Below are 14,415 nucleotides of genomic sequence, written 5' to 3'. Positions count from 1 at the left end.
ATCGTATGATATTTTTACATAAAATTGCGATGTACGACAGTTTTCGATATATAGAGCGCTGAAAAGGAGTGTGTATGTGATGAATGTAACAATTTATGATGTCGCAAGAGAAGCAAACGTGTCGATGGCGACCGTTTCACGTGTAGTAAATGGGAACCCAAACGTAAAGCCTTCTACACGCAAAAAAGTATTAGAAGTGATTGAGCGACTCGGATATCGTCCGAATGCGGTGGCTCGCGGATTAGCAAGTAAGAAGACGACGACAGTCGGAGTAATTATTCCAGATATATCAAGCATTTTCTTTGCAGAAATGGCTCGCGGCATCGAAGATATTGCAACGATGTATAAGTATAACATTATTTTAAGTAATTCAGATCAAAATAAAGAAAAAGAGATGCATTTATTAAATACGATGTTGGCAAAACAAGTCGATGGCATTTTATTTATGGGCGGCGATGTCACTGAAGAGCATGTCGAGCAGTTTAAAAAGTCAGATGTACCGATTGTATTAGCTGCAACCATTGAAAAAAACAATATTATTCCATCCGTCAATATTGACTATGAGCAAGCGGCATATGATGCAGTACATATGTTAATCGAAAAAGGACATAAACGAATTGCTTATGTGACAGGGCCGCTAAATGACCCAATTAACGGATTGAAAAAATTAGCTGGTTATCGCCGCGCTTTAGAAGAAGCGAATATTGCTTATGATGACGAGCTCGTCGTTGAAGGGGATTACACGTATGATTCAGGAATGGAAGCATATGAAAAACTAGCCGAACTTGCCGAGCGACCAACAGCCATTTTTGTTGGGACAGATGAAATGGCGCTTGGTGTCATTCATGGGGCCCAAGACCGTGGTGTGCGCATTCCTGATGAATTAGAAGTAGTCGGTTTTGATAACACTCGTTTAGCTACAATGGTTCGCCCGAAGCTAACGACAGTCGTACAGCCGATGTACGATATTGGTGCGGTAGCGATGCGTTTATTAACAAAATATATGAACAAAGAACATGTGGACAATCACATTGTTGTATTACCACATCGAATTGAATATCGCGATTCGACAAAATCATAAAGAGGCAGAAGCCTCTTTATGATTTTTTTAAAAGATAAGAAAGTATAAAATTTGGAGTTGATGTCTAGCTCCAAGCGCCATCGGCTCGAGTCGCTTCGCCCATTCTTTCGGCGGCTAAGCTTCCTCGGTGGGGCTTGTGCGCTCTTCGCGGAGCCAAGGATGGCGACATTTCGCCGTTGCCCGCAGGACGCGGGCTGCCTTTAGGCGAAATGGGGGGCGCTTTGCGCTTTTCTTATAAACTGTAGATGAGCAAATTTACTAACATAAATTTACAACCAAACAAAAAAGAAGACATGAACCCGATTCCTTGGTTAGAATAGATGTGCCACAACTATCCACAAGGAGGTTCATGTCTCATGAATAGATTAGCACATCATCAAGGAATTCACAAGTTTTTCACGATGTTGGGGTTGGCCCTTTATTTCTCGAAACCTGTGATGAAGCATCTCGTTCATATCGTGGATGCGCTGACCACCAAAGGATTTGCGGGAACATTGACCGATCTTCATCATTGGAGTTTTCATCCGAACCACCGCACGACACTCAGCCATTTTTTCACGAAAAGCCCATGGGAGGAAGAGACGCTGCTTCGCAAACTCCAGCAGTGGGTGCTTCATCGTGTCGAACGCAGCTCGAAACGAGAGAATCAACCCATTTTTGTTTCGATCGATGATACGATTTGCCAAAAAACGAAGCCCTCGTCACGGGCAACACACGCCATTCAAGGGTGTGATTGGCACTATTCTCACGCAGAGAAAAAGTCGATCTGGGGACATTCTCTCGTTTGGCTCATGGTTCATACGATGACCCAAGCGTTTCCTTTTGCCTTTCGCCTCTACGACAAGACGGTGGGGAAAAGCAAAGGGGAACTCGCGATCGAGATGCTTTCTTCGTTGGATGTGAGTCGACCCGTTTATGTGCTCATGGACTCTTGGTATCCATCGAAAACCCTCGTGGGAGCCTGCTTGAAAAAAGGGTTCCACGTCATCGCGATGCTCAAGACGAATCGGATTCTCTATCCAAAAGAGACGGCCATTCAAGCAAAGGAATTTGCCAAATCTATGGAGCCACGGGATACCCGCCTCGTCACGGTGGGAAAAGAGCGTTATCGGGTGTATCGCTACGAAGGTGCTCTGAACGGTCTCAAGGATGCCGTGGTGCTGCTCGCATGGAAAGCCGATCAGCCGATGACGCCGAAACATCTTCATTGCGTCTTGAGCACCGATCGCGAGCTAAGCGATGAAGAGATCTTGCGCTACTATGCTGCACGTTGGTCGATCGAATGTTTTTTCCGTCAAGCGAAAGACCAGCTGAAACTCGATGGATACCGCGTTCGCGGGCGTCGGGCGGTGAAACGGTATTGGATCTTGGTGCAACTTGCGTATGTGTACAGCATGTTCGAGTCGAACAGTGATTTTTCGGATGGGCTCGATCTCCTGCGCAAGAGAAAAGGACATAGCCTCGTGGAGTTCATTTATCGTGCAGCAAAACAAAATATTCCCATTGATACCGTGAAAAAACAGCTCCACGTGGCATAAGGGATACCCTGTTTGTCTCTTTTTAAATGGTAATTATTGTAATTAAAATTGCTCAACTACAGTTATAAATTTAATCGTTGTTTATTGCTTCGAATCGGTTGAAGTGCTTTGATGACAGTTTGGGCATTTTTTTCTGTAATTTCTGCTTTTCTCGGAATGGGTGGATATAAGTCGTCCGGGTCATCCCATTCGAGCGGTAAAGAAACGGGTGCATGTTGTTGCCAGCGAGCAATCCATTCTTCCGGTAAACGTCCAGAAATATCGGATTGTTCTGTCATTTCAAGCCATAATAGCGCCCATGCACGCGGAACAACGCGCCAAATGTCGTATCCTCCGCCACCGACTGCAATCCAACGACCGTTGCAATATTGATGAGCAATTTGATGTGCAAGTTTTGGAATTTCGCGATACATGCGCATCGTCCCACATAAATGAGTTAACGGATCGTAATAATGAGCGTCCACACCGTTTTGGGTTAAAATGACGTCAGGCCGAAAGAAGTCGGCGATTTCCATGAGTGCTTCTTTATATGCTGCTAGCCAAGACTCATCTTCTGTAAACGCGTCGACAGGAATGTTAAAGGAGTAGCCATATCCTTTTCCTTGTCCTCGTTCATTGACATTTCCTGTACCAGGGAATAAGTAACGCCCTGTTTCGTGAATGGAAAATGTACAAACATTTGGGTCGTCATAAAACGTCCATTGTACCCCATCACCATGATGGGCATCTGTGTCGACGTATAAAACGCGGACACCGTATTTTTCTTGCATATATTTAATGGCGACAGAACTGTCATTGTAAATGCAAAATCCGGATGCTTTGCCGCGGAATCCATGATGAAGCCCTCCGCCTAAACTGAGCGCATGCTCAGCTTTTCCAGAAAGCACGTAATCAACCGCTGTTAATGTTCCTCCAACAAGAAGGGCGCTCGCCTCATGCATGTTTGGAAAAATAGGTGTATCTTCCGTTCCTAAGCCATAATTGATTGCAATTTCTTCTGAAAGTTGTCCCTTCCCCGCTTTTTTTACTGCTTCAATGTAATCTATATCGTGAACAAGAGCTAGCTCTTCATCTGTGGCAAGACGCGGTGCTACAATTTGTGAATCATGGAGCGCACCGACCGTTTGTAATAAGTCATATGTTAGTTTGACACGCAGTTGATTGAACGGATGGCGATCATGGAATTTATACGTTTGAAATGCATCGGAATAAACGAACACACTATTTTTGCTCATGATGAAACCCCCGGCAAGTTTGGCCATAGTACGTCGTATCCTTGCGCTTTTAAATCATCAATAATCGCCATCGGGTTCATCGTTTGAATACGAAACACGAGCACTTTATACTTTTCATCTTGATCAGGATATACAAGAACGCTTGAAATATTGATGTTCCGTTTTTGAAAAACAGAAGCGACTTCACTTAACATCCCTGTTCGGTTCGGCACTTTAATTTCAATTTGTGAGCCGGGCTGATGAGCCCCTGTTAATTGTACGAGCGTATATAGCAAATCGCTTTCCGTAATAATGCCGACGAGTTTATTTTCTTTGACGATTGGCATGCAGCTGATGCGATGTTCGTAAAATAAAGCTGCCACTTCTTCGACGAAATCAAGCGGGTGACCTGTAATGACGTTTGTTTTCATAATGGTGCTTAACGGTTTTTGTAAATCTTCTACATGTTCATTTGCGTGGAAAATCGATGGGCTTGCATCACGTAAATCACGATCGGTGACGATTCCAATGACATGATATTCCTCATCGACAATTGGTAAGTGACGAATGTTTTTTTGCTTGACAATATTTAACGCATCGGCAATTGTATTTGACGGTTTTAGTGCGATGACATCCGTTTTCATCATTTGTTCGACAATCATTTCCCCATCCCCTTTGTTTTTAATACATAAAGCGGTTCATAAAGCGAAGTTGATCAAATTTTTGGATCGACTGTTGATCGACGCGTTTCCCAATACGCGCCATTAAGCAGTTAGCTGGATGCGAACAAATTTCAGGATCGTCCGTTGCATACCAAACGAGTCCGCCCGCGTTCATCATTTTCTCCATCACTTTTCGATATTCCCATACGTTTAAACCGGTTCGTTTTAAATCCCAATGCCAATAGTACTCTGTTGTAATGATGATGTAATCTTCCATCGCATCATCCATCATCGCTACTTTCAATAAATTTTTTCCGACACCACACCCTCGAAATTCTGGAATGACTTCGATTGCCCCGAGTTCGATTAAATTTTCCATCTTCCCTTGTGACCATCTTTCAAGGGGATCAGGATACAAGAACGTGACGTAACCAACGATCGTATGACCGTGGCGGGCAATAATAATTCGTCCTTCTGGAAGGCCTGCAATTTCAATGAGCGCTTGATGTTGTTGGTGCGGTTGACGAAACGCTGTTAAATCATGATGAAATTCGTAGCTAGCTAATTTTTCTGGAGAAATCGGTCCCTCAATAATTAACGTTCCTTTCGGTGTTTTTAATTGTTTTGCGTTATATGTTTTTTTATGCTCCATTGCCCCACCGCCTACTGAAATAATCTCACTTCAATTATACATAAAAAAATAAAAATTAAATCGTTTTCATAATAAACATTAATGAAAATTTTTTAAAAATTGAGAAATTGTTTATAGTATAATATAATACGAATGTAAACACTTCAAACAAGGGGGAGTTTGGGATGATTAAAGTGGAAACGCTACCAGTCATTCAAGGGGATTTCAATTTAAAAAACTATGAAGAAACGTATAAAACGTTTGACTGGTCTGAAGCAGAAAAGTATTTTTCGTGGTATGAAACAGGAAAAGTAAACATGGCGTATGAAGCGATTGATCGTCATGCAGAAACGTTCCGAAAAAACAAAGTGGCTCTTTATTATCGTGATGCGACAAGAGAAGAAAAGTACACATTTAAAGAAATGAAGGAGTTTTCAAACAAAGTAGCCAACGTGTTAAAAGAAGTGGCCGATGTAGAAAAAGGCGATCGCGTCTTCATTTTTATGCCTCGCTCGCCTGAACTGTACTTCTCTGTGCTTGGAGCAATTAAACTTGGCGCAATTGTTGGACCTCTTTTTGAGGCGTTCATGGAAGGAGCGGTACGTGACCGTTTAGAAGATAGCGAAGCAAAAGTGATTATTACGACGCCGGAGCTTTTACCACGTGTACCTGTAAATGAATTACCAGCGTTAAAATACGTATTTTTAGTCGGAGATGACATCAAAGAAGAAGGGCCGTTTTTTGATTTGAAAAAGCGGATGAACGCAGCAAGCAAACATTTTCAGATTGAATGGGTCGGACGCGAGGACGGACTTATTTTACATTATACATCTGGTTCAACAGGAAAACCAAAAGGTGTACTGCATGTGCATAACGCGATGATTCAACATTATCAAACAGCAAAATGGGTATTAGATTTAAAAGAAGATGACGTATATTGGTGCACGGCTGATCCGGGTTGGGTGACAGGAACTTCGTACGGCATTTTCGGTCCATGGCTTTGTGGGGCATCAAATGTCATTGTAGGTGGGCGCTTTAACCCTGAAGCATGGTATAAAACGATTGAAGACTACGGTGTTACGGTATGGTATAGTGCACCGACGGCGTTTCGTATGTTAATGGGTGCTGGGGACGAGCTTGTGAAAAAGTTTGATTTGCGCTCGCTTCGCCATATTTTAAGCGTAGGGGAACCGCTCAATCCAGAAGTCGTCCGTTGGGGAATGAAAGTGTTCAATCGCCGTATTCACGATACGTGGTGGATGACAGAAACAGGGGCACAACTCATTTGTAACTATCCGTGTATGGAAATTAAGCCGGGATCGATGGGGAAACCAATTCCAGGAGTAAAGGCAGCGATTGTTGACGATCAAGGAAATGAGTTACCGCCATATCGCATGGGCAATTTAGCAATTAAAAAAGGTTGGCCTTCAATGATGCGCGCGATTTGGAACAATCCACAAAAATACGAGTCGTACTTCTTACCTGGTGATTGGTATGTATCTGGCGATTCGGCATATATGGATGAAGACGGATATTTCTGGTTCCAAGGACGAATTGATGATGTCATTATGACAGCGGGAGAGCGTGTTGGTCCGTTTGAAGTGGAAAGCAAACTCGTTGAACATCCTGCTGTTGCAGAAGCAGGTGTTATCGGAAAGCCAGATCCGGTGCGCGGTGAAATTATTAAAGCGTTTGTTGCTTTACGAGAAGGGTACGAGCCATCAGAAGAATTAAAAGAAGATATTCGTAACTTTGTGAAAAAAGGTTTAGCTGCGCATGCGGCGCCACGTGAGATCGAGTTCCGGGATAAGCTACCAAAAACGCGAAGTGGAAAAATTATGCGTCGCGTCTTGAAAGCTTGGGAACTAAACTTACCAACAGGCGACTTATCAACAATGGAAGACTAAAAAAATCGGGCATGGCCCGATTTTTTTAGTTTGTTGATGACTGTTCTTCCGCTGGTATTTCTATCGGTTGTTCATCGGTTGATTGTTCGGGTGGTGTCGCAGGTAACAGACGAACGATGTTGGACGGATTCGATTCCAATCCAGCGATATCGACAGCCGTCACGTAATATATTCCTTGTTTTAACGGGATGCTTTTTTGTTCGCCTTTACGTATGGTAGCGATAACTTGAAACGTAGCTGTTTCGGATGAAGCGTAGTATACCCGATAACCGATGACGTCTTGTTCATGATGTTCGTTCCAAACGAGCGTCGTTCCTTTTTGTTGTACAGCTAGTGGATCAGGTTTTTTCCCGTTTTCTTGAAGCGTTTTTGCGACAAATACATGTTTCCATTTATCGTTTTGCGGGAGTAATTTGCTCATATCTTTTATATGTTGAATTCCCCACTGTTCAAGTAACGAAGCATCGATCATTACGCCTTCTTTTGTAAATTCTTTCGGTGTTGTCGGTAAAGAGGCGTATCGTTCTCCGCTCAACTCAACGAAAGCTCCGCTAATTAAATACGGGTCTTCTTTTTTCGGTACAAACGCTGTATTGAATAAATCGCTTTCGATCAGTCCGAATCGTTTACACGTTTCTGATGGAAGTAATCCAGAAATTGCGCAATATGAGCGTTGAACAATTCCTCCAGGCATTTGGAATCGTTCTTTCGGCGCAATCAATTCTGGGCGAATATCGTACGCCCCATTCATCAGCTGTGCCCATAGCAATAAGTTTCTTTGTGAATATGATAACCCTTTATAGCTTTTTTCAAGCGGCTTTGGTGTATCGTATCCTATCCAAGTACCGAACGTTACATTTGGATTTGTCGCAACAAACCAAGCGTCCTTTGTATTTTGGCTCGTTCCTGTTTTTCCAGCCCAATCTGCTGAAAATTTTAACTTGCCATTTAAAAAGGCTGCTGTGCCAGAGCGAATCACATCGCGCATCATATCGATTGTTAAATATGCTGTTTGAGGCGAAAACACCTCGACTGGTTTTGTCTCGTGTTCATATACAACTTTCCCATTTTTATCGATAATTTTTTCGATTAAATACGCGTCAATGAACTTTCCATCATTTGCAAATGTTGCATATGCGTTTACATTTTCTTCGATCGTTACTCCTTTTGTTAATCCCCCAAGGGCAAGGGATAAATGATGTCCATCTCCCGTCGTTAAGCTTGTGAAGCCCATTTTTTCTAAATATGAAATGGGGCGTTGGTCGATGATGCGCGCATATGTCCGAATCGCAGGAATGTTATACGATTTTTTTAGCGCATGACGAACCGATGTTAAGCCGTGTGTTTTACCATCTGCATTTTTTGGGCGATATGGGCCTTGTTGTGTAGGAATTTCTAAATCAATATCTGGAATGACAGTTCCTGGTTGAACAATGCCCATTTCCATTGCTGGTGCATAAACGAGAAGCGGCTTCATCGTTGAACCGTTCGAACGATACGCTTGGGTGGCGTGATTCAGTTGTTCTCTGTTATAATCTCGTCCACCGACAAAGCTAATAATACGCCCTGTTTTGTTTTCGATTAAAATCGCTCCGACTTCTACCGGTTGACGAACAGAAATCATTTGTCCTGTTTTTTCATCTCTTTTCCGCACAACTGTATCGCTTCCAAAGTACGGATATTTTTCGACAATCGCTTTCATCCGCTCATATATGTCTTTATCAATCGTTGTGTAAATCGTGTAGCCGTTTTGGCGTAATTGTTTTTCGGCTTTTTCGGCATATTCTTTATATAACTGGTCGTTGGAACGTACATCTTGCCGTTCGTATCCATCTTTTTTCGCTAATAAATCGATGAAAATCTCTTTAGCGCGACGTTCGATTTCAAACGTCAGCCATGGATATTTTTCCACTGGAGATGGCAAGGAAGAAACAAAGTCTTTTGTAATGTCGTATGATAACGCGGCCTTATATTCCTCTTCTGAAATGTATCCAGCTTTTTTCATGCGCGTTAATACAGTTTTCATCCGATTTAGCGCGGGAGATAAATCGCTTTTTAGTTCCCCTTCGCTTGTAAACGGTGTATAGCGAAATGGACTTTGTGGCAATCCTGCTAAAAAAGCAGCTTGCGGCAGCGTTAATTCTTTTGCATCGACGCCGAAAACGCCTTTTGCGGCAGCTTGCACGCCGGCAATATTTCGCCCAGATGCGTTCCTCCCGAACGGCACAACGTTAATGTAGGCTTCCAATATTTCATCTTTTGAGAAAAACTTTTCAAGTCGTAAAGCGAGCAACACTTCTTTTGCTTTTCTCTCAAACGACACTTCGCTCGTTAAAATTTGATTTTTTACAAGCTGTTGAGTTAATGTACTTCCTCCGCTACGTGTCGAGGAGTTTGTTGCTTCTTGGAAAATGGCACGTATAATAGCTTTTGGTACAACCCCTTTATGTTCATAAAAATGTTCATCTTCTGTAGCGATGACCGCTTGAATGAAATGAGGGGAAACTTGTGAAAGTTTGACTTCATCGCGTTCTAAATCCGAACGGAAATAGCCAAGATATTCACGATTAGCAAAATAAATATGCGTTGTTTCTTCATAGTTATAAATATCTTTTTTCATTTCTTTGTAAGGAATTGGATTGGCATCTTTCACAAGTGAGGCAAAATATCCTGCACCGACACCGAAGGCAAAACTGAATGCGCATAAACAGGCGATCAATATAATTAAACATACATTCCAAATCACTTCGTACGTAATCGTAAAATGATGCCATAGTTTTTGCCATGAAAATCGGACTTGTTTTTCTGACATAGTGACCTCCCATCCGTATTGTATTTTCATTATTATATCATAATTTGTTTTTTCGTATCGGAAAATGTCTAATTTTGTTTGAATATCTTGACAACAGTTGATGTTTTATGATAAAAGAGGGTATACTAACATGTAAATAATTGAGCGATGAGCGGAACGAGTAGTGCTTATCTCCCTGTTGACAGAGAGCTAGTGGTTGGTGCGAACTAGTACATAGGTAAGCATGAATTACCTCCGTGAGCATCTTTTGCGAACAGCTTGTGCGAAAGTAGCAAAAGACGGTATAGGCCGTTATGTCAATGAAGCGAGAGAACATATATGTTCTCTAAGTAGGGTGGTACCGCGATGAAACTCGTCCCTTCATATGAAGGACGGGTTTTTTTGTTTCCATAATAAACAGAAAGGGTGGTTGCAATGGATTTGCTTCAAGATTTACAATTTCGCGGTTTAATTAATCAAATGACAGATGAAGATGGACTGAAAGCGCTGTTAGCAGAGGAAAGCGTCAAAGTATATTGTGGTTTTGACCCAACGGCAGATAGTTTGCATATCGGTCATTTGCTTCCGATTTTAATGTTGCGTCGTTTTCAACAAGCTGGTCACCAACCGATTGCGCTCGTTGGTGGAGCAACGGGACTGATTGGAGATCCGAGTGGAAAAAAAGCAGAGCGAAAATTAAATGAAAAAGAGACGGTCGCTTATTACAGTGAGCGAATTAAACAACAGTTAAGCCGCTTTTTAGATTTTGACAAAGATGACAATCCAGCGATTATCGCAAATAACTACGAGTGGATCGGCTCGCTTGATGTCATTACATTTTTGCGTGATGTCGGGAAAAACTTTGGAATTAACTACATGCTTGCGAAAGAATCTGTACAGTCGCGATTGGAAACAGGAATTTCATTTACAGAGTTTAGTTATATGATTTTGCAGGCATACGACTTTTTGAAGCTGTATGAAATGTATGGATGCAAGTTGCAAGTTGGTGGAAGTGACCAATGGGGGAACATTACGGCGGGGCTCGAGCTCATTAGAAAAACAGAAGAAGATGCAAAAGTGTTTGGATTAACCGTTCCGCTCGTAACAAAAGCAGATGGAACAAAGTTTGGGAAAACAGAAGGTGGAGCGGTATGGCTTGATGCTGACAAAACGTCTCCATATGAGTTTTATCAATTTTGGATTAATACAGATGATCGTGATGTTGTAAAATATTTGAAGTACTTTACGTTTTTATCGCACGAAGAAATTATGGAATTCGAAAAACAAACAGCTGAAGCGCCGGAAAAACGAGCAGCACAAAAAGCATTAGCTGCGGAGATGACGCGTCTCGTTCATGGGGAGGAAGCGTTGCAACAGGCAATCAACATTTCTGAAGCGCTCTTTAGCGGAGAAGTAGCAAAATTAACAGCAAATGAAATTGAACAAGGTTTTAAAGATGTACCATCGTATGTATGTCATGAAAAGGAAGTGGCGCTTGTTGATTTGCTCGTAGCGAGTGGCATTTGTCCATCGAAACGTCAAGCTCGCGAGGACGTAGCGAATGGAGCGATTTACGTAAACGGCGAGCGCATGCAAGACGTAAATAAAATCATGACAGAAGAAAATCGCATTGAAGGACGCTTTACGATTATTCGCCGCGGCAAGAAAAAATATTATTTAATTCGTTATGCATAAAAAATCCTCTCTGCTTTGGCAGAGAGGATTTTTTTATTAACGTGAGTAGAACTCGACGATTAATGCTTCGTTAATTTCTGCAGGCAATTCAGAGCGTTCAGGTAAACGAGTGTAAGTACCTTCTAATTTGTCTGCATCAAGCGTTAAGTAATCAGGTACAAAGTTGTTCACTTCAAGCGCTTCTTTAATAATTTGAAGGTTGCGAGATTTTTCGCGAACAGAAATTGTTTGACCTGGTTTTACACGATAAGATGGGATGTCAACGCGGCTGCCATCAACTAAAATGTGACCGTGGTTAACTAATTGGCGAGCTTGACGGCGAGTGCGCGCGAAACCTAAACGGTAAACAAGGTTGTCTAAACGAGACTCAAGTAAGATCATGAAGTTTTCACCATGTTTACCAGCCATTTTACCAGCTTCTTCGAACGTTTTACGGAATTGACGTTCGTTTACACCGTACATATGGCGAAGTTTTTGCTTCTCTTGAAGCTGCATACCATATTCAGATAATTTTTTGCGTTGTCCTGGACCATGTTGACCTGGTGGGTAAGGACGTTTTTGTAATTCTTTACCTGTACCGCTCAATGAAATGCCAAGGCGGCGAGAAATTTTCCAAGTTGGACCTGTATAACGAGCCATAAATGCTCCTCCTTTGTTTTTATTTTTGGTAAAATAAAAACAGTCGTGCCTCACCATTTATCGCCATTTTGTTTTCATGTATCCTCGCCCTAGCAGCTGAGAGTTACACGATACAACCTCCAATTAGAGAATGACGCTCTCTACGGGGAACAAAATGGACATACAAATGTGAGCACAAAGGCTGCAATATTTTACACAAAGGCTATTATAGTTTTTTTTCGTGTCTAAGTCAACAATTTTTGTATAGTCTTTATAATAAGGAGTATGGTATGATATAATTAATAGGTCCTCAGTTTTAGAAATATGACAGAAACTCTCATTTTTTTATTTATATGGCTCATACATATAAAGAGAGGAAGTATGTGCGGGTGAGTGAAAAAAATGAACGTTCAAGAACGCGATCAATACGCCATGTTTAAGCAAAAGTTTTTCGATTGGTTTTTAACAGAAGAAGATTTTACGGATTTACCTCGCATGATTCAAGCACTGATTGCCCTACTGAAACACGAATTTCATTTATTAGATGTTACGTTTTACACGTTGAACCCGTTTAAGCATGTTTTTGAACCTGAAATGACGACAGACCGAACGATTGAACAGCATCGAGAGAAACACATCATTCCGTTTAATGATCAGTTGAAAAAACAATTTGATGATGTTGTGATTTTGGATAGTGGTAACGAAATCAAAACGGTTCAATTTGGTATACATTTTTCAGAAGATTCATGCGGACTTGTTCGTTTTCAGCTGCATGAACGAGATATGTTGCCGAAAGCGTTTATCAAACAAATAAAACGTGATTTTTTAAAAGTGTTTGCTCGCATTCGTAAAGTGTCCGAAGTGTTAAGCGAAGAAAAAAGATATGAACAGTTACATCGAGCGGCAACAAAAATTCATGCGTCTATGAACATCGGGGGTGTACTTGAAGAAATTGTAAAAACATTAAAAGAAGTATATCCGGCATTTACGTTTCATTTGTTTTTATCTTATGACAGCACAACAGACCGAGATTTGCCGATTAAACTACTTACATTTGAAAATGAAGATGAGCACATGGGGGCAATGCAAGCGTATGTCACTGGACAAATCCAGCTCCATGATTCGCTTGTTTATAAAAAGTCTGTGATTTATGCCCCGATTAAAGGAGCTCAAGGGATTTACGGGGTGATCGAAATGATTGCTCCGACAATTATGGAGCTGCCAGAACGGGAAATGCGCTTTATTTCCTTATTGGCAAATACGGCTGGTAGCGCATTAGAAAATGCAAAATTATACGAACAATCGAAACGATTAATTGCTGATTTACAACTTATTAACGAGACGATTCACCACTTAAATACGAACTTACGCTTCCAAGACGCCCTGCAGTTTATGATTGAAAAAATTAAAACGTCATTCGATGCGGAAGAAGTCGGTTTTATTATTTTGCAAGAAAAAGAGCGTAAAGTACTTCCTGGAAGTACGGCATTTTTCCAATCACGCGAAGCAAAGGCATATGTAGATTTCGTTTTCCATCGCATTCAACATCCACGGGATAATTTATTTTTAGGTGATGTAAAAATTCATAGCGATCATGCGAAACGTTTTCGTTCGCTTATGGCCGTACCGATGATGCGCGGAATGATGAAAGGTGTAGCGATCGTGCTACATCAAGAGGCGTACCACTTTTCGTTTGATATGTTTAAATTGTTACAATCACTTATTCATCATTCCACGTTGGCGTTTACAAACGCAGCATTGCGTGAAGAGCTTGAACGAATGGTCATTACAGATCGGCTAACAAATTTATATGCACGTCATTATTTAGATGAACGTATCCAACGTTCGATGGAAGAGGATGGATTAGGTACATTTATTTTAATAGATATTGATAATTTCAAAAAAATAAACGATACGTACGGACACCAAGTAGGCGATGAAATTATTATTCAAGTAGCAAACATTATTAAAGCGAACATTCGCCAAAATGATATTGGAGCTCGATGGGGAGGAGAAGAACTCGCCATTTATTTACCGAAAGTGTCTATTAATGCAGGTTTATCGATTGCGAACCGCTTAGTACAAAAAGTTCGTGAGCTAACAAACCCACCGGTGACGATTTCTTGTGGGGTATCGTACTGGAAGAAAAATCGCGCGGACTCTGTGAAGGAGTTATTTAATCGCGCTGATGAAGCGTTATATACCGCGAAACGGACAGGAAAAAACCGCGTCGTTGTTCAAGAATATTAAAAAGAGGCCAAATATTTCGGCCTCTTTC

The 14,415-nt window shown here is 41.5% G+C and carries 10 protein-coding genes and 1 other annotated feature; of the genes, 5 read left to right on the top strand and 5 right to left on the bottom strand.

Annotated elements, in window-relative coordinates:
- Positions 1-79 precede the first annotated feature (79 nt).
- Both ccpA and EKC99_RS04365 read left to right on the top strand, forming a co-directional pair.
- Positions 80-1,081 (top strand): catabolite control protein A, encoded by a 1,002-nt coding sequence (ccpA, locus tag EKC99_RS04370; protein ID WP_163150770.1) that lies wholly within the window; start codon positions 80-82, stop codon positions 1,079-1,081.
- 356 nt (positions 1,082-1,437) lie between these two features.
- Positions 1,438-2,619 (top strand): IS701 family transposase, encoded by a 1,182-nt coding sequence (locus EKC99_RS04365; RefSeq protein WP_075039809.1) that lies wholly within the window; start codon positions 1,438-1,440, stop codon positions 2,617-2,619.
- Positions 2,620-2,681: 62 nt separating this feature from the next.
- Here EKC99_RS04365 and EKC99_RS04360 read toward each other — a convergent pair whose 3' ends face one another.
- From EKC99_RS04360 to EKC99_RS04350, 3 genes are read right to left on the bottom strand one after another with little or no spacing between them, the layout of a single operon-like run.
- Positions 2,682-3,854 carry an acetoin utilization protein AcuC gene (locus EKC99_RS04360; protein WP_163150729.1) on the bottom strand — a complete coding sequence of 391 codons (1,173 nt, stop codon included), beginning with the start codon at positions 3,852-3,854 and terminating at the stop codon, positions 2,682-2,684.
- The gene (locus tag EKC99_RS04355; protein WP_163150727.1) at positions 3,851-4,495 is read right to left on the bottom strand and encodes an acetoin utilization AcuB family protein; all 645 of its coding nucleotides are present in this window, start codon (positions 4,493-4,495) and stop codon (positions 3,851-3,853) included. The genes EKC99_RS04360 and EKC99_RS04355 overlap by 4 nt, the downstream gene beginning before the upstream one ends.
- A 19-nt stretch (positions 4,496-4,514) precedes the next feature.
- Positions 4,515-5,147 (bottom strand): GNAT family N-acetyltransferase, encoded by a 633-nt coding sequence (locus tag EKC99_RS04350; RefSeq protein WP_163150725.1) that lies wholly within the window; start codon positions 5,145-5,147, stop codon positions 4,515-4,517.
- Positions 5,148-5,314: 167 nt separating this feature from the next.
- On the opposite strand from EKC99_RS04350, the gene acsA reads away from it, so the two are divergent.
- Complete coding sequence (acsA, locus tag EKC99_RS04345) at positions 5,315-7,033, top strand: acetate--CoA ligase (RefSeq protein ID WP_026011489.1); 1,719 nt, start codon at positions 5,315-5,317, stop codon at positions 7,031-7,033.
- A gap of 25 nt (positions 7,034-7,058) precedes the next feature.
- On the opposite strand, the gene EKC99_RS04340 is transcribed toward acsA, so the two are convergent.
- Entirely contained in the window at positions 7,059-9,845 is a 2,787-nt protein-coding gene (locus tag EKC99_RS04340; protein ID WP_163150723.1) for a transglycosylase domain-containing protein, read from the bottom strand.
- A 138-nt stretch (positions 9,846-9,983) separates the two neighbouring features.
- Positions 9,984-10,208 (top strand) — a binding site (T-box leader).
- 51 nt (positions 10,209-10,259) lie between these two features.
- Here EKC99_RS04340 and tyrS point away from each other — a divergent pair.
- On the top strand, positions 10,260-11,519 hold the full coding sequence (tyrS, locus tag EKC99_RS04335) for a tyrosine--tRNA ligase (protein WP_163150721.1): 1,260 nt from the start codon (positions 10,260-10,262) through the stop codon (positions 11,517-11,519).
- 36 nt (positions 11,520-11,555) lie between these two features.
- On the opposite strand, the gene rpsD is transcribed toward tyrS, so the two are convergent.
- Positions 11,556-12,158 (bottom strand): 30S ribosomal protein S4, encoded by a 603-nt coding sequence (gene rpsD / locus EKC99_RS04330; protein ID WP_006320770.1) that lies wholly within the window; start codon positions 12,156-12,158, stop codon positions 11,556-11,558.
- A gap of 381 nt (positions 12,159-12,539) precedes the next feature.
- Between rpsD and EKC99_RS04325 the strand changes: the two genes are divergently transcribed.
- The gene (locus EKC99_RS04325; RefSeq protein ID WP_483296093.1) at positions 12,540-14,387 is read left to right on the top strand and encodes a sensor domain-containing diguanylate cyclase; all 1,848 of its coding nucleotides are present in this window, start codon (positions 12,540-12,542) and stop codon (positions 14,385-14,387) included.
- The last annotated feature ends 28 nt before the right edge of the window (positions 14,388-14,415 follow it).

This window comes from Anoxybacillus sp. MB8 (assembly GCF_011006755.1).
Taxonomy (GTDB): domain Bacteria; phylum Bacillota; class Bacilli; order Bacillales; family Anoxybacillaceae; genus Anoxybacillus; species Anoxybacillus gonensis.
The sequence above is the reverse complement of the archived record's forward strand: the minus strand, read 5'-3'. Positions and strand labels throughout refer to the sequence as shown.

Bases quoted from the DNA above. Each gene is read 5' to 3' on its own strand.
- ccpA (WP_163150770.1), top strand. From the start codon at position 80: ATGAATGTAACAATTTATGATGTCGCAAGAGAAGCAAACGTGTCGATG.
- EKC99_RS04365 (WP_075039809.1), top strand. From the start codon at position 1,438: ATGAATAGATTAGCACATCATCAAGGAATTCACAAGTTTTTCACGATG.
- EKC99_RS04360 (WP_163150729.1), bottom strand. From the start codon at position 3,854: ATGAGCAAAAATAGTGTGTTCGTTTATTCCGATGCATTTCAAACGTAT.
- EKC99_RS04355 (WP_163150727.1), bottom strand. From the start codon at position 4,495: ATGATTGTCGAACAAATGATGAAAACGGATGTCATCGCACTAAAACCG.
- EKC99_RS04350 (WP_163150725.1), bottom strand. From the start codon at position 5,147: ATGGAGCATAAAAAAACATATAACGCAAAACAATTAAAAACACCGAAA.
- EKC99_RS04340 (WP_163150723.1), bottom strand. From the start codon at position 9,845: ATGTCAGAAAAACAAGTCCGATTTTCATGGCAAAAACTATGGCATCAT.
- tyrS (WP_163150721.1), top strand. From the start codon at position 10,260: ATGGATTTGCTTCAAGATTTACAATTTCGCGGTTTAATTAATCAAATG.
- rpsD (WP_006320770.1), bottom strand. From the start codon at position 12,158: ATGGCTCGTTATACAGGTCCAACTTGGAAAATTTCTCGCCGCCTTGGC.
- EKC99_RS04325 (WP_483296093.1), top strand. From the start codon at position 12,540: ATGAACGTTCAAGAACGCGATCAATACGCCATGTTTAAGCAAAAGTTT.